Here is a 15,413-nt window from a genome sequence, read left to right as displayed (position 1 = left end):
TCAGCGCTTTTGCTGTTCGCTCAGTGCTTTCAGGCGGGCACGGTGGCGGTGCATGGCAAAGGAGCCGAACACCAGCACCTCCAGGTAATCGCCGGCGCCGGGATTCAGCAGGCTGGCAACCTGTTTCAACATCAGCATTTGCAATACATGCATGACCAGCACCACGGCGCCGAGGATCAGCGGCATGGAGCCGGCTTCTTCAAAACCGGGGCCGACCAGGGCGTAAATAATACCGGCCCAGAACACCAGCATTACCAGCCGCATCAGCAGGTTGAGTACCTTCATTATTTCACTTGCTCCCTTTGGTAGAGTTGATAACTGACCTGGCCGGCCTGCTTGTCTTTCAGCAGGCTCCAGTTGGTGGGCAGGGTGGGCAATGCCAGACCCTGCTCCCGTTCGATATAGACAAGGGCGTCATCGGCGAGCCAGCCGTGGTTTTCAAGCCGTTCGCAGACTTTGGGCAGAAGTTCCTGATGAAAGGGCGGATCGAGAAACACCACATCAAAGGGCGTTGCCGGCTGTTGCAAAAATTGCACGGCATCGGCCTGTACCACAGCGCCCGGTGCCGCCGGCAGGGTAGCCAGGTTGCGTTTCAGCTGGCCGGCTACGGCGGCGTCTTTTTCCACCATCACCACCTCGGCGGCGTAACGGGACAGGGCCTCAAAGCCCAGGCTGCCGCTGCCGGCAAACAGATCCAGGCAACGCCGATCGCGAATATCAAACATCAGCCAGTTGAACAGGGTTTCCTTGACCCTGTCCGTGGTCGGTCTGAGTCCTTCACTGTGTAATACCGGCAATTTTCGCCCGCGCCACTGGCCGCCGATAAGCCGAATCTGGCCGCTGGCCGCAGCGGTTTTTTTTGCCGGTTTTGCTTTTGCCATCTCGTTTCGCCGTCTTTCAATAAAGTGCTAGTATAAGGCGGTTTTGTGCCCCATTAAGGGACGAACATTCTAATGAAGCGGCCGAATCACGGCCAGTCCTAATCGTCCCGAACAACAGCGAGTATTGGCAATAATGGCGAAAAAAGGTTTTTTCTCCTGGCTGGGCTTTGGCAAAAAGAAAGACGAGCAGCCGGAAGAACCACAGGAACAGCAAACACCTCATGATGCGGTGGAATCCGAAGCGGAAGCCGGTCATGGCGCGGAAGTGGAAGCGCAGCTGAAGCAACAGGAAGCCGAGGCCCGGGCGGAAGAAGCACGGTTGGCGGCCGAGGCCAAGGCCGCGGAAGAAGCGCGGTTGGCGGCCGAGGCCAAAGCCGCGGAAGAAGCGCGGCTGGCGGCCGAAGCCAAGGCTGCGGAAGAAGCACGGCTGGCGGCCGAAGCCAAGGCCGCGGAAGAAGCGCGGCTGGCGGCCGAAGCCAAGGCCGCGGAAGAAGCACGGCTGGCGGCCGAAGCCAAGGCCGCGGAAGAAGCGCGGCTGGCGGCCGAAGCCAAGGCCGCGGAAGAAGCACGGCTGGCGGCCGAAGCCAAGGCCGCGGAAGAAGCGCAGCTGGCGGCCGAAGCCAAGGCCGCGGAAGAGGCGCGGCTGGCGGCCGAAGCCAAGGCCGCGGAAGAAGCACGGCTGGCGGTCGAAGCCAAGGCCGCGGAAGAGGCGCGGCTGGCGGCCGAAGCCAAGGCCGCGGAAGAGGCCGCGGAAGAGGCGCGGCTGGCGGCCGAAGCCAAGGCCGCGGAAGAAGCGCGGCTGGCAGCCGAAGCGAAAGCCGCGGAAGAAGCACGGCTGGCTGCGGAACAGGCCGAGGAAGCTGCCCGGCAGGTGGTGGAAGAAGAAGCCCGGCTGGCCGCTGAAGCGGAAGCGGCCGAGCAGGAGCGCCTGGCGCAGGAGGCGGAAGAACAGGAGCGTCTGGCCGCCGAAGCTGCCGCTCAGGCTGAAAAGACCCCGAAAAAAGGCTTTTTTGCCCGCCTGAAGGCCGGATTGCTTAAAACCCGTCAAAACCTGGGCTCGGGCTTCTTTGGCCTGTTCCGGGGCAAAAAGATTGATGATGATCTGTTTGAAGAGCTGGAGACCCAGCTGCTCACCGCCGATCTGGGGGTGGAAACCACCATGTCGATCATCGACAACCTCACCAGCCAGGCCAGTCGCAAGCAGCTCAAGGACGGTGAAGCCCTGTACGAGCTGCTGAAGGAAGAAATGGGGGAAATCCTCGCCAAGGTCGACCAGCCGCTGGAAATCAACAGCGAACACAAGCCCTACGTGATCCTGATGGTGGGTGTGAACGGCGTGGGCAAGACCACCACCATCGGCAAGCTGGCCCGCCAGTTCCAGGCCGAGGGTAAATCGGTCATGCTGGCCGCCGGCGATACCTTCCGCGCCGCCGCGGTGGAGCAGCTGCAGGTGTGGGGCGAGCGCAACGACATTCCGGTCATTGCCCAGCACACCGGCGCCGACGCCGCCTCGGTGATTTACGATGCCGTGGAAGCCGCCAGGGCGCGCAAGGTGGACGTGCTGATTGCCGACACCGCCGGTCGCCTGCAGAACAAGGCGCACCTGATGGAGGAGCTGAAGAAGATCGTGCGCGTGATGCAGAAGATTGATCCTGCCGCGCCCCACGAGATCATGCTCACCCTGGATGCCGGCACCGGCCAGAACGCCCTCAGCCAGGCCAAGATCTTCAACGACGCCGTGCCCATTACCGGCATCACCCTGAGCAAGCTGGACGGCACCGCCAAGGGCGGCGTTATCTTTGCCGTGGCCGACAAGTTTGGCATTCCCATTCGCTATATCGGGGTGGGCGAGAAAATCGACGATTTGCGTCCCTTTAATGCCTCCGAATTTATCGAGGCGCTTTTCAGCCGGGAAGACTAAATGATCCGCTTCGAGCAGGTTAGCAAGGTATACAGTGGCGGCTTTCAGGCGCTGCAAAAGGTCAGTTTTCATTTAGAGAAGGGTGAAATGGCGTACCTCACCGGCCATTCGGGGGCCGGTAAAAGCACCCTGCTCAAGTTGATCAGCGTGATGGAGCGGCCCAGTGATGGCCAGGTTTATTTCAATGGCCGCAACGTCAGCCGCATTGCCCGCCGCGACATTCCCTTTGTGCGTCGGCGCATCGGCATGATTTTTCAGGATCATCACCTCATTCAGGGGCGCACCGTGTTCGACAACGTGGCGTTGCCGCTGGTGATTGAAGGCTACAGCCATCACGATATTCAGCGGCGTGTGTCGGCCGCCCTCGACAAGGTTGGCCTGCACGGCAAGGATCGTTACTTTCCGCCCATGTTATCGGGGGGCGAGCAGCAACGGGTGGGTATTGCCCGGGCTATCGTCAACAAGCCGCTGCTGCTGCTGGCGGACGAGCCTACCGGCAACCTGGATCCCGAGCTGTCGATGGACATTTTACGCCTGTTTGAAGCCTTTAACCGGGTTGGCGTGAGCGTGCTGATCGCCACCCACGATACCGGCCTGATCAATTCCCAGCGCCACCGCACCCTGCGGCTGAACGCCGGACGCATGCAGGAGGAGGTGGTATGAGCGGTACTCACAAGCTGACCTGGCATCAGCGCCTGGTCATGTACTGGGTGGATCACCTGCGTCAGCTGTTTGCCAGCCTGGGTGAGCTGTGGCGCACGCCGCTCAGCTCGCTGATGACCATTGCCGTGCTCGGCGTCAGCCTGGCCCTGCCGGCGAGTTTCTACGTGTTGCTGAAAAATGCCGAGTCGGTAAGCAGCTTCTGGCAGAGCCAGGCCCAGATCAGTCTCTATCTCAAGCAAAACAGTGCAGAAGATCAGGTCAAGGCGTTTCAGACCCGGCTTGAGGGCATGAGCGAGATTTACAAGGTTACCTATATCAGCCCGGAGCAGGGCCTGTCCGATTTCAGCGGCGCCGCCGGCTTTGCCGAGGCGCTCGATCTGCTAGAGCAAAACCCGCTGCCGGCGGTGCTGATCCTGAACCTGTCGGAAAGCGGTCGCCAGCCCGACATGGCCGAGTTGCTGCTGGCCGACATGAACGCCGAGCCCCTGGTGGCCACGGCCCGGCTCGACATGGCCTGGCTGGCCCGGCTGTCGGGCATTGTGGAGCTGATGCGCCAGGCGGTGGTGGGCATGGCGGTGCTGTTGCTGGCCGGAGTATTGTTGGTGGTGAGCAACACCCTGCGGCTCAACATTCTCAGCTGCCGTTACGAGATCGAGGTGATGAAGCTGGTAGGCGCCACCGACGGCTTTATACACAGGCCCTTCCTCTATGTGGGGCTGTGGTATGGCATTATCGGCGGTCTGCTGGCCTGGTGGCTGACCCTGATCATGGTGTTCTGGCTCAGTCACAAGGTCAGTGCCTTGGCGGCCCTGTACCAGAGTGATTTTACCCTGCTGGGGCTGGGACTGAACGAAAGCCTGCTTTTGGTGCTGACTGGAACCCTTTTAAGCCTGCTGGCGTCCGGTTTTTCCGTGCGCCGTCACATAAGAGCCATAGAGCCGGCTTGAACCTTGCGGCCAGACTGTGGTCTTATTGGGGCAGCACAGCCCGGTGCTTCCCTTGACTTTTGATGGCGAATCCATAAATTTTCATTCGCTGGCATGTGACCGGCGAAGTCGATAGAGTCATTGCAGGGGAATAACCGAAGCCGTTCACACGGAGTCAGGTAATGAACACGAGTTTGATGACGACAGATTTTCAGCGCCATTTTGCCCTGGTTCCCCAGGGCAGCCTGGAGGCCTATATCCAGGCGGTGAACACCATTCCCGTGCTCAGCGCGGAGGAAGAGAAGTCCCTGGCCGAGCGGTTGCAGAACGACGGCGACCTGGCCTCGGCCCGCCAGCTGGTGATGTCGCACCTGCGCTTCGTGGTGCATATCGCCAAGAGCTATGCTGGCTACGGCCTGCCTCAGGCGGATCTTATTCAGGAAGGCAACATCGGCCTGATGAAGGCGGTCAAGCGTTTCGACCCGACCGTGGGCGTGCGTCTGGTGTCCTTTGCGGTTCACTGGATCAAGGCCGAAATTCACGAATATGTACTGCGCAACTGGCGCGTGGTCAAGGTGGCGACCACCAAGGCCCAGCGCAAGCTGTTCTTTAACCTGCGCAAGTCCAAAAAGCGTCTGGGCTGGTTCAACCAGCAGGAAGTCAACCGGGTTGCCGAGGATCTGGGCGTGTCGCCCTCTGAAGTGCTGGAGATGGAATCCCGCATGAGCGCCCAGGATCAGGCCTTTGATCTGGCTTCAGACGACGACGAGCGCGAAGGCAGCTTTGCCCCGGTGCACTACCTGGAAGACAAAAGCTCCGACGTGGCTACCCAGGTGGAAGAAGCCAACTGGGAGCAGGCCGCCAGCAGCCGCCTGCGTGCCGCCCTGAACGCCCTGGACGAACGCAGCCAGCGTATTATTCAGGCCCGTTGGCTCGACGAAGACGACAAGACCACGCTGCAGAGCCTGGCCGATGAATACGGCGTGTCCGCCGAGCGTATTCGCCAGCTGGAAAAAACCGCCCTGAAAAAACTGAAGGCCGCCATGGACGCATAAGCTGTCCGGCCCTTTATGACATTTTCGGTGATTCAAGGCCCCTTTGCGGGCCTTTTTTCCGCCTACTTTATTAATATCCAACGACAACATGGCAGGTAGTATTCCATGAAAGAACTGAAGCATCTGTTTGACAATAACCGGGACTGGTCCGAACGCATCAAGAAAGAGGATCCGACCTTTTTTGAACAACTGTCGCTGCAGCAGGCACCGGAATACCTGTGGATTGGCTGTTCCGACAGCCGAGTGCCGGCCAACCAGCTCACCGGCCTGCTGCCCGGTGACGTGTTCGTGCACCGCAATGTGGCCAACCTGGTGGTACATACGGACTTCAACTGCCTGTCGGTGGTACAATACGCCGTTGAAGTACTCAAGGTGAAGCACATCATCATCTGCGGCCACTATGGTTGCGGCGGTGTGCTGGCGGCCATGCAGAACAAGGAGCTGGGGCTCATTGACAACTGGCTGCGCAATATCAAGGACATCTGCCACAAGCACGAAGACACCCTGAACGCCATCGAAGATCAGCAGGTCAGGGAAGATCGCATGTGCGAGCTCAACGTGGTCGAGCAGGTGGCCAACCTGTGTCACACCACCATTGTTCAGAATGCCTGGAAACAGGGTCAGCCCCTGTCCGTGCACGGCTGGGTTTACGGTATCAAGGACGGCCGCCTGCACGATCTGGACATGTGCGTGTCTGGCATGGATCAAATTCCCGATGTATATCGCGTGTTCCGCCAGCGGGTGCTGGGCGACGAACAATAAATAACTGATTAGGAAATTTTCATGAGACGTGAACTGGCCATCGAATTCTCCCGGGTGACCGAAGCGGCCGCGCTGGCCGGCTACAAGTGGCTGGGCCGGGGCGACAAGAACATTGCCGACGGCGCCGCCGTGGCGGCCATGCGTCATGTGCTGAACGAGATCGAGATCAGCGGCGAAGTGGTGATTGGCGAGGGCGAAATCGACGAAGCGCCCATGCTCTATATCGGCGAAAAGGTCGGCCTGGGCGGCGACGAGGTCGATATTGCCGTGGATCCCATTGAGGGCACCCGCATGACCGCCATGGGCCAGTCCAACGCCCTGGCGGTGATGGCGGTGGGTGAAAAAGGGGCCTTTTTGCGTGCGCCCGACATGTACATGGAAAAACTCATCGTCGGCGCCGGCGCCAAGGGCGCCATCGATCTCAACAAGTCCATCGAGCAGAACATCAAGGCGGTGGCCAAGGCCCTGAACAAGCCGCTGTCGCGCTTTACCGTGATCACCCTGGCCAAGCCGCGCCACGACAAGGCCATCAAGACCATGCAGGCCCTGGGCGTGCGAGTGTTCGCCATTCCCGACGGGGACGTGGCCGCCTCCATTCTGGCCTGTATTCCGGAAAGCGAAGTGGACATGCTCTATGGTGTGGGTGGCGCCCCCGAAGGAGTGATTTCCGCCGCCGTGGTCCGCTCCCTGGACGGCGACATGCAGGCTCGCCTGCTGCCCCGTTACGAGGTCAAGGGCCCGAACGAGGAAAACCTGGCCGCCGGCCAGGCCGAGATTGAACGCTGCAAGCAAATGGGCATTGAAGTGGGTACCGTGCTCAAGCTGGAAGACATGGCCCGCACCGACAACGTCATCTTTTCCGCCACCGGCATCACCAAGGGCGATCTGCTGGAGGGCATCAGCAGCGATGGTAACTACGCCCACACCGAGACCCTGGTGATTCGGGGCAAGTCACGCACCGTACGGCGTATTCGCTCGACTCATATTCTGTCGCGCAAGGATGCCAAGCTGCAGGACATCATTCTGTAACGCCGATTTCACGAATGAAAAAGGGATGCCGAGGCATCCCTTTTTTGTGCTCAGGCTTCCTTGTCGGCCTTGCCGGCAGCATCGGCGAAGCGTGCCAGCCAGCGATCCCAGGGCCAGGGCATGTCACCCCTGTCTTCGGCGTTTTCCTTGCGCCGAATGGCGTTGCGCACCGTCATGGCGCCCAGCCAGCGCACCGGCTCGGGAGGAAAACGCCCCTGGGGTCCCCTGGCCAAGCCGCAGCGAGCCCACTCATCGTTTCGTCCCAGCACCAGGCTGGTGAGTATTTTGGCGCCCAGCAGGCTCTGCACCACGCCGTTGCCGGAATAGCCCAGGCCATAGTAAATATCGCCGTCGCCCTCAAGCCGACCGAAAAACGGCAGGCCGGTGGCGGAACGGTCCGATGGCCCCGTCCAGGTGGCTTCAATGCCGGCTCGAAGCCCGGGAAAAAAGCGCTGCAGCGCCGCCTTCAGCATGGCCCGATAGCGACTGGGCTGGTCAAAGGCCGCATGCAGCCGGTTGCCGTAGGCAAACAGGTTGCCGCCCTTGCCCAGCATCAGCCGACCGTCGGGCGTACTGCGGTAGTAGTGCACAAAGGTGCGGCCATCGACCACGGCGGCGCCATGGTTCAGGCCGAGGCGCTTCAGCTCGGCCGGCGCCGGCGTGGTGATCGCCATGTCGGACGACACCAGTACCAGGTGTTTGTCGAATTCTCGAAACAGGCTCGGGGTCCAGGCGTTCAGTGCCAGGATGACCTTGCCGGCGGTCACGCTGCCTTGAGCCGTTTCCACCCGGGCCGGCCGGCCGCGTCCGAGCCGGGTCATGGGACTGTGTTCAAAGATGGCAATGCCGAGGGACAGCGCCACCCGGCGCTGGCCACGCACCAGCAGCGCCGGCTGCACCGAACCGGCCAGGGGGGAGAAGTGGCCTTCCAGGTGGGCCTCGGAGCCGGTGTGGGCCAGCAACTCTCCCTCGTTCAGGCTGGACCAGCTGTTCAGCCCGGCGTGCTCAAGCACGGCCACCAGGCGGTCCATGGCGCCACTCTGGGCACCGTTGGTGGCGGTGTAGCAGGTGCCGTCGATACGCAGTTCTGCGTCGATGCCGTGTTGCTCGCAAAAATCCCGAATCTCCAGCACCGCCTGTTCCGAGGCGCGCACCAGGCGGGCGGCTTCCTGCTCTCCGTAACGCCGGCGCAGTGACGGATACTTGGTGGACCAGGTCAGCAGGCAACCGCCGTTGCGACCCGAGGCGCCACTGCCGCACAGTTCCCGCTCCAGCACCACGATATTGAGTGTCGGCTCTGCCTGCTTGAGCCGAATGGCGCTCCACAGCCCGGTGTAGCCACCACCGACGATGCACACATCGGCCTCAAGATGCCGATCGAGGGGGGCGGCCGGTGCCGGTTGCTCCCGCTCCAGAGCCTGTTGCAGCCAGAAGGGGCGTTGTGGTGTTGGCATTATCGTTGTCTCCAGCCCTGAGTCAGGCGCAGCAGGACACGGCTGGCGGCCAGGTGCAGCAGCTTGGCCAGCAGTGCGGTGGTGAAAATCAGCATGGCCATGGCGGCGGCCGGGGCGATGTTGCCGCTGTCGTCCAGGTTGAGCACGGCAACGGACGCCAGCATGGTGTCGGGACCGTACAGGAACACCACCGCCGAGACCGTGGTCATGGCGTTGACGAACAGGTAGATGGCCACATCCAGCACCGCCGGCAGACACATGGGCAGGCTGACTCGCCACATGGCCTTGAACCGGCTGATGCGCAGGGAGGCGGCTACGGCCTCGATTTCGGCGGGCAACTGCTTGAGCGCGGTGACCGCGGTCAGGTGTCCGACGGTATAGAAGTGCACTATGGTCGACACCACCAGCAGGGTCATGCCGCCGTAAAGTACGCGCAGCGGGTTTTCCGGCTGATTGAAAAAGAAGATGTAAGCCAGGCCCAGCACCAGGCCGGGCACCGCCAGCGGCACCATGGCCAGGCCGTGCAGCAGCTTGCGCAGGCCGTTCTGACCCTGCCCCTTCTCTACCAGCCAGGCGGCCAGGAAAATGGTCAGGGTGCCGAACAGGGCGGTCAGGCCGGCCATGCGCAGTGAGTTGCCATAGGCCTGCCAGCCGTCGATAAGATCAAACCGGTAGTGGTTCAGGCTCAGGCTCAGGTTATAGGGCCAGAACTGCACCAGGGAGGCGTAGCCGGCCATGGCGATCACGGCCAGCAGGGCCAGGGCCATCAGGCTGCAGAACAACAGGAAAAAGCCGTCACGCCAGGGGTTGGGAGCGGGCTGGTAAGGCAGGGAACGGCTGTCGATCAACTGCTTGTTGCGACGCTGCAACCAGCTGTCGGCGGCAAAGGCGAGCAGGGCCGGCAGCAGCAACAGGGTGCTGATCAGTGCGCCCATGGCGAAGTTCTGCTGGCCTACCACCTGCTTGTAGATGTCGGTTGCCAGCATGGCGTATTGGCCGCCGATCACCTTGGGCACGCCAAAGTCGGTGATCACCATGGTAAACACCACCATCAGGGTGCTGAGCAGCGCATACTTGATGCCGGGCAGGGTAACCTGAAAAAAGGCGCGTACCGGGCCGCCGCGCAATACGCGACAGGCTTCGAACAAGCGGCCGTCGGTGGCGCCCATGGCGGTGCTGAGCAGCATCACCGCATGGGGAAATGCCCAGAACGACAGCCCCAGTACGATGCCGATGGGGCCATAGATGCTTTCGTCGCCCAGCCAGTGACGCAGCCCCCCCTGGTTGCCGAACAGGTAAATCAGGCTGATGGCCGGCAGCAGTGAAGGGGCCAGTATCGGCACCATGGCCACCACCTTGAACAGGGTCCGGGCCGGCAGCCGAGTGCGGGTCAGGCCATAGGCGTAGAGAAAGGCCAGGCCGGTTACCAGCAGGGTAACCAACAGGCCCATGGTCAGCGTATTGATCAGGGAGTGGATCAGCGCCGGCGTAGCCAGGTAGCGACGAATGTTATCCAGGCCGACGAATCGGCCCTGATCATCCACCAGGGCGGTATGCAGGATCTGGCCCAGGGGCAGCACCAGGGCCAGCAGAAACAGCACGCAGGCCAGGGTCAGCAGCCAGCGCTGCAGTTTGTCGTCCCGGCTGGCCGTACGGGGCAGGCTCAGGGTGGTCATGCGCCGGCCCCGCTGAACAGGTGGGCATGCTCCAGCGGCAGCTCCAGCGCCACTTCCTGCCCGGGCTGCAGTCGTTGCAGATCGCAGTCCCGGGGCGACAGATCCGCCAGGATGGGATCCGGGTGACTGTCTACCGTCACCTCGGCCCGAATAAAGGCACCGAGGAAAGACAGCTCCCGAATGCGCCCGCGCAGCTGAGGACCGGTACCGGACCCGGCCAGCCGGGTCAGCTCCGGACGCCAGGCCAGCAGGTGCCGGCTGCCAGGGGTGACCTGACGGGGCAGGGTATGTTCACCCAGGTTCAGGCGGCCGTGATGGTCGGCCACGGCGGCATAGAAGTTCATGGCACCGATAAAGCGGGCCACGAAGGGTGTGGCGGGCTGATAGTAGATTTCTTCAGGGGTGCCGATCTGCTCGATCTCACCCTGGTTCATCACCACGATGCGATCGGCCATGGCCAGGGCCTCTTCCTGATCGTGGGTCACCATGATGGTGGTGATGCCGAGTTCTCGCTGCAGCCGTTTGATTTCGGCGCGCAGCTGAATGCGTACGCGGGCATCCAGCGCAGACAGAGGCTCGTCCAGCAGCAGCAGGCCGGGTGAAAGGGCAATGGCCCGGGCCAGGGCCACCCGCTGCTGTTGTCCGCCGGACAGTTGCCCCGGATACTTGCTACCGCTGTCGGGCAGGCCGATGGTATTCAGCAGCGCCGCCACCCGTGAGCGAATCTCGTCTTTGGGCAGGCGCATGTTTTCCAGGCCAAAGGCGATGTTCTGGTACACGGTGAGGTTGGGAAACAGGGCATAGGACTGAAACACGATGCCGAAGTCGCGTTGCTCGGGAGGCGCCTGGGTGATATCGCGCCCGGCCTGTTCAATGCGACCGTCGGTAGGCAGGTCCAGGCCGGCGATGGCGCGCAGCAGCGTGGTCTTGCCGCAGCCGCTTGGGCCGAGAAAACAAATGAACTCCCCTTCCTTTACGGTCAGGCTGACGCCCTTGAGGGCGCGAAAGTCGCCGAAGTGCTTTACCACATTGTCGATTGCTAAATATGTCATCAGATTACCCTCATCTGGTTTAGACCAGTTTCGGGCAATCTACAAAGTGTTTGTGACGATGGTGTGACACTTTATTGACAGGGTGATGTTTTTTGCTCAGACCGACAGCTGAATATTGAGTGCGTCGTGGCGCCAGTACTCCCAGTCCAGTTCAATGGCCCTGCCGGCGGGATCCCGTGACAGCCGGCTGATAAAGAGGGCGGCGGCCCCGGTCGCCACGCCCAGGGCCTGGGCCCGGTTTTCATCCAGGGCCACCGGATACATGTTGAGTTCCATGGTGGCGATGCTGACGTCGTATTCCTGTTCGAACAACCGGGTCAGGGAGCGGGTCAGGTCATGCTCGGCCAGGCCTGGAAAGCGGGCTGGATCCACATGGTTTTCTTCCAGCAGCACCGCGTGACCATCGATGGAGCGCAGCCGCTGCACACGGTGCAGGGGAGTCAGGGGCGCCAGCCCCAGGGCTCGGTGCACCGCCGGCTCGGCCGGCGCCAGCTGGTGCGTCAGCACTTGAGTGTGGGGCTGTCGGCCCTGGCCGGAAACCACTTCGTTGAAGGGCAGTCCCTGGGTCGGGTTGTAGTTGATGCGGCTCGGCGTGATGTACCAGCCACGGCGGTTGGCGCGGTAGATCAGCCCCTTGCCTTCGAGCCGCGACAGCGCTTCGCGCAGGGTGACCCGCGTGGTGGCGAAGGCGTCGCTGAGCTGGCGTTCCGAGGGCAGCTTGCTGTTGGTGGGCAGGGCGCCACTGCGGATCTGGGCTTCAATGCTGTCGCTGATCTGCTGGTAATGGGGTTTGCTCATTCTCTTTCCATTATGGACTACACCACTATTTTTACCGCCCGAGGGCGCGGTGGTTGTCGTCAAGGTGTTGAAACTGGTGGCCATTATTACCCCTGTGGAGGTCAATGCACAGGCCTGCTACAGATGAATTTTTTGTTGCAGCCGGGGTTGTTGCCTTGCCCGCCGACGGCGGTACGGTTATCGTGTTTGCAAGTTTGGTATATACCAGGAGTGAACGTGAATAATCCCTATCTGCTGCTGACCCCCGGCCCCCTGTCGACCTCTGCCACGGTGCGCGAGGCCATGATGAAGGACTGGTGTACCTGGGACGACGATTACAACCAGGGCGTGGTGCAGCCCATTCGCCGCCAGCTGGTGCGCCTGGCCACTGCCCATTCGGGCTACACCAGTGTGCTGATGCAGGGCAGCGGCACCGCCGGTGTGGAAGCGGTGCTGGGCTCGGCCGTACCCGCCGAGGGCAAGTTGCTGGTATTGATCAACGGCGCCTACGGCCGGCGCATGGCCGATATTGCCCGTTGCCTGGGGCTGCGCCTTGCCACCATGGAAGTGGCGGAGACCGAGCCGTTGTCGGCAGAGCTGCTGAGCCAGGCACTGGCGGCGGATGCGTCCATCAGCCATGTGGCCTTTGTGCACTGTGAAACCACCACCGGCATTCTCAATCCGCTGGCGGAACTCTGTCAGGCCGCCAAGGCACGGCACAAGACCCTGATCGTGGACGCCATGAGTTCCTTTGGCGGTGTCCCCATGGATGCGGGCGAGCTGGCCATCGACTTTTTGATCTCCAGTGCCAATAAATGCATTCAGGGTGTCCCCGGATTCAGTTTCATCATCGCTCGGGAAGCGGCCATGCATCGCTGTGAGGGCCAGGCCCGTTCGGTCAGCCTGGACCTGTTCGATCAGTGGCAGTGCATGGAACGTCAGGGCGGCAAGTGGCGCTTTACCTCGCCGACCCATGTGGTGCGAGCCTTTGCCCAGGCCCTGGCCGAGCTGGAGCAGGAAGGGGGCGTGGGCGCTCGTCATCGGCGCTATCAAGGCAACCAGCGGACCCTGGTGGATGGCATGGAACGGCTCGGTTTTCGGCCGCTGGTGGCGCGGGACTGGCAGTCGCCGGTGATCACCGTGTTCGCCGCACCCGAGGCGCCGGCCTACGACTTCAAGCGGTTTTATGAAGGACTGAAAGCGCGCGGATATGTGATTTATCCGGGCAAGGTGTCGGCGGTGGACTGTTTTCGCATCGGCACCATAGGAGAAGTGTATCAACAGGACGTGGCCGGCCTGCTGGCTGCCATCGAAGACGCTATTTTCTGGTAAATAAAGGAAACCACAATGAGCTATCGTTTTGAACGTCGTTATACCGGGGCCGTGCAGGCGGTGATCATGGACTGGGCCGGCACCACGGTGGATTTTGGCTCCGTCGCGCCAATTAACGCCTTTCGGCGCCTGTTTGCCGGCGAAGGCATTGACGTCACCCAGGCCGAGTGCCGGGCTCCCATGGGCAGCGAAAAGCGTGATCACATTTGCCAGATGCTGGCCATGCCGCGTATTCGTGAAGCCTGGCTGCAGATCAAGGGTGAGGCCCCAAGTGAGGCGGAAATCGATCGCCTGTATCAGGACTTCGTGCAGATTCAGATCGAATGCATTCGCGACAGCGCCGTGCTGATCCCGGGCATGGATCGGGTGGCCGCGGAGCTCACCGGTCGCGGCATTCGCCTGGGCGCCAATACCGGCTACAGCCGCGACATGATCGTTGAGTTGGTGCAGCGCGCCGCCGAGCAGGGCTATGCCCCCGAGGTGGTGATCACCGCCAGTGACGTGCAGCGCGGCCGGCCCTGGCCGGAAATGAGCCTGCGGGCGGCCTGTGCCCTGGAGGCGGGGGCGGTGCAGGCCTGCGTCAAGGTGGATGATACCGGTGTGGGTATTGAAGAAGGCCTGAACGCCGGCATGTGGACGGTGGCACTGGCGGTGTCCGGCAACGAGGTAGGGCTGTCGCTGGAAGACTGGCAGGCCCTGGCGCCGAGTGAGCAGCAGCGTCTGCGCGGCAAGGCCCATGCTCGCCTGGCCGGTACCGGCGCCCATTATGTGATCGACACCATCGCCGAATTGCCGGCGGTGATTGACGACATCAACGCCCGCCTGGCCCGGGGCGAGCGTCCCTGATGACGCCGCTGGCCCTGTTGCTGGTGCTGTGCTCCGCCGCGTTGCATGCGTTGTGGAACCTGCTTGGCAAGAGGGTCAGCCCCGGTTATGCCTTTTTCTGGCTGGCCAACCTGACCCAGTGCCTGGTGTTGCTGCCGTTTGGCCTGTGGATGCTGGGGCGAGAGCAGGGGCTGGCCTTCTGGGGCTGGCTGCTGGCCAGCGGACTGTGTCAGAACCTGTATATGGCGGCGCTGGCCGCGGCCTATCGTCAGGGTGACCTGAGTCTGGCCTATCCGCTGGCCCGGGCCCTGCCCATGTTGCTGGTGGGGTTGGGGGGGCTGGCCCTGGGCCAGGTCATCACGCCGGCGGCAGGGGTCGGCATGGCCCTGATGCTGGCCGGTTGCCTGCTGTTGCCGGTACTCAGTCTGCGCCAGTGGCGGGTGCGGCAGTACCTGACACCGGGTTGCGCCCTGGCCCTGCTGGCCGCCGTTGGCACCAGCGGCTACAGCCTGATCGACGCTCATGCCATCTCGCTGTTGCGGGTCTGGCTGGACGGGCTGCACGGCCGGCAGAGCCTGGTCCTGTATTATCTCTGGTTGCAGGTGATGGCGGTACTGGTGACGTCGTTGCCATTGTTGTGGTGGCCGCGCTTTCGCACCGGGCTGATGCAAACCGGGCGCCGGTCGGCCGGTCCCGCCATGCTGGCCGGTATCATGATGGGGCTGACCTACAGCCTGGTGTTGTGGTCTTTGGCCCTGGCCAGTCAGGTTTCCTATGTGGTGGCCTTGCGTCAGCTCAGCATTCCCCTGGGAGTGTTGCTGGGCATCTGGCTGTTGGGCGAGTCGTACCGGGGAGGGAAACTGCCCGGGGCCGCGCTGATACTGGGGGGGCTGACCCTGGTGGCCCTGGCCGGTTGAGGCCGAATGGAACATATTACAGCCGTGATGCGGCCGGGCTTGCCCGGCCGTTTCTTTTTTGCGTGGTGGCCATGATGGTGTCGGTTATCCACTTTTTCACGAAACTGTCACCGGACTGTCATTCGCTGGTTTTAAGCTGAGCA

The 15,413-nt window shown here is 62.2% G+C and carries 15 protein-coding genes; 9 read left to right on the top strand and 6 right to left on the bottom strand.

Annotation, left to right across the window (positions count from 1 at the left end; genetic code table 11):
* Together B6S08_RS12925 and rsmD are read right to left on the bottom strand one after the other, a co-directional pair.
* Window positions 1-285, bottom strand: a complete 285-nt coding sequence (locus B6S08_RS12925) for a DUF1145 domain-containing protein (RefSeq protein WP_094201222.1) — start codon at window positions 283-285, stop codon at window positions 1-3.
* The gene (gene rsmD, locus B6S08_RS12920) at window positions 285-881 is read right to left on the bottom strand and encodes a 16S rRNA (guanine(966)-N(2))-methyltransferase RsmD (RefSeq protein WP_094201221.1); all 597 of its coding nucleotides are present in this window, start codon (window positions 879-881) and stop codon (window positions 285-287) included. Before rsmD ends, B6S08_RS12925 begins: the two co-directional genes overlap by 1 nt.
* 133 nt (window positions 882-1,014) lie before the next feature.
* Here rsmD and ftsY point away from each other — a divergent pair, with 133 nt between their 5' ends.
* The 6 genes from ftsY to glpX all read left to right on the top strand — a co-directional run bounded on the left by ftsY (window position 1,015) and on the right by glpX (window position 7,237).
* On the top strand, window positions 1,015-2,802 hold the full coding sequence (ftsY, locus tag B6S08_RS12915; protein WP_094201220.1) for a signal recognition particle-docking protein FtsY: 1,788 nt from the start codon (window positions 1,015-1,017) through the stop codon (window positions 2,800-2,802).
* Window positions 2,803-3,465, top strand: coding sequence for a cell division ATP-binding protein FtsE (gene ftsE / locus B6S08_RS12910; protein ID WP_094201219.1), 663 nt, complete (start codon window positions 2,803-2,805; stop codon window positions 3,463-3,465).
* On the top strand, window positions 3,462-4,412 hold the full coding sequence (gene ftsX / locus B6S08_RS12905; RefSeq protein WP_094201218.1) for a permease-like cell division protein FtsX: 951 nt from the start codon (window positions 3,462-3,464) through the stop codon (window positions 4,410-4,412). Before ftsE ends, ftsX begins: the two co-directional genes overlap by 4 nt.
* A 176-nt stretch (window positions 4,413-4,588) precedes the next feature.
* On the top strand, window positions 4,589-5,446 hold the full coding sequence (gene rpoH / locus B6S08_RS12900; RefSeq protein ID WP_094201217.1) for an RNA polymerase sigma factor RpoH: 858 nt from the start codon (window positions 4,589-4,591) through the stop codon (window positions 5,444-5,446).
* Window positions 5,447-5,551: 105 nt separating this feature from the next.
* Window positions 5,552-6,208: a carbonate dehydratase gene (gene can / locus B6S08_RS12895; RefSeq protein WP_094201216.1), complete on the top strand. Its 657-nt coding sequence runs from the start codon at window positions 5,552-5,554 to the stop codon at window positions 6,206-6,208.
* Between the two features lie 21 nt (window positions 6,209-6,229).
* Window positions 6,230-7,237, top strand: a complete 1,008-nt coding sequence (gene glpX / locus B6S08_RS12890) for a class II fructose-bisphosphatase (protein ID WP_094201215.1) — start codon at window positions 6,230-6,232, stop codon at window positions 7,235-7,237.
* 50 nt (window positions 7,238-7,287) lie between these two features.
* Here glpX and B6S08_RS12885 read toward each other — a convergent pair whose 3' ends face one another.
* The 4 genes from B6S08_RS12885 to B6S08_RS12870 form a co-directional block, all read right to left on the bottom strand.
* Entirely contained in the window at window positions 7,288-8,691 is a 1,404-nt protein-coding gene (locus B6S08_RS12885; RefSeq protein WP_094201214.1) for an FAD-dependent oxidoreductase, read from the bottom strand.
* On the bottom strand, window positions 8,691-10,367 hold the full coding sequence (locus B6S08_RS12880) for a putative 2-aminoethylphosphonate ABC transporter permease subunit (protein WP_094201213.1): 1,677 nt from the start codon (window positions 10,365-10,367) through the stop codon (window positions 8,691-8,693). The genes B6S08_RS12885 and B6S08_RS12880 overlap by 1 nt, the downstream gene beginning before the upstream one ends.
* On the bottom strand, window positions 10,364-11,419 hold the full coding sequence (locus B6S08_RS12875) for a putative 2-aminoethylphosphonate ABC transporter ATP-binding protein (RefSeq protein ID WP_094201212.1): 1,056 nt from the start codon (window positions 11,417-11,419) through the stop codon (window positions 10,364-10,366). The genes B6S08_RS12880 and B6S08_RS12875 overlap by 4 nt, the downstream gene beginning before the upstream one ends.
* Window positions 11,420-11,515: 96 nt before the next feature.
* On the bottom strand, window positions 11,516-12,217 hold the full coding sequence (locus B6S08_RS12870) for a UTRA domain-containing protein (RefSeq protein WP_094201211.1): 702 nt from the start codon (window positions 12,215-12,217) through the stop codon (window positions 11,516-11,518).
* A 216-nt stretch (window positions 12,218-12,433) separates the two neighbouring features.
* Here B6S08_RS12870 and phnW point away from each other — a divergent pair, with 216 nt between their 5' ends.
* Genes phnW through B6S08_RS12855 form a run of 3 tightly spaced genes read left to right on the top strand, consistent with a single transcriptional unit; the run spans window position 12,434 to window position 15,270 of the window.
* The gene (gene phnW, locus B6S08_RS12865) at window positions 12,434-13,528 is read left to right on the top strand and encodes a 2-aminoethylphosphonate--pyruvate transaminase (RefSeq protein WP_094201210.1); all 1,095 of its coding nucleotides are present in this window, start codon (window positions 12,434-12,436) and stop codon (window positions 13,526-13,528) included.
* 15 nt (window positions 13,529-13,543) lie between these two features.
* The gene (gene phnX / locus B6S08_RS12860; RefSeq protein WP_094201209.1) at window positions 13,544-14,374 is read left to right on the top strand and encodes a phosphonoacetaldehyde hydrolase; all 831 of its coding nucleotides are present in this window, start codon (window positions 13,544-13,546) and stop codon (window positions 14,372-14,374) included.
* A complete protein-coding gene (locus B6S08_RS12855; protein WP_094201208.1) occupies window positions 14,374-15,270 on the top strand; it encodes an EamA family transporter in 897 nt (298 codons plus the stop codon). Before phnX ends, B6S08_RS12855 begins: the two co-directional genes overlap by 1 nt.
* Window positions 15,271-15,413: the final 143 nt, after the last annotated feature.

This window comes from Oceanimonas doudoroffii (genome assembly GCF_002242685.1).
GTDB lineage: Bacteria > Pseudomonadota > Gammaproteobacteria > Enterobacterales > Aeromonadaceae > Oceanimonas > Oceanimonas doudoroffii.
This window is presented reverse-complemented; position numbering and strand designations above follow the sequence as displayed.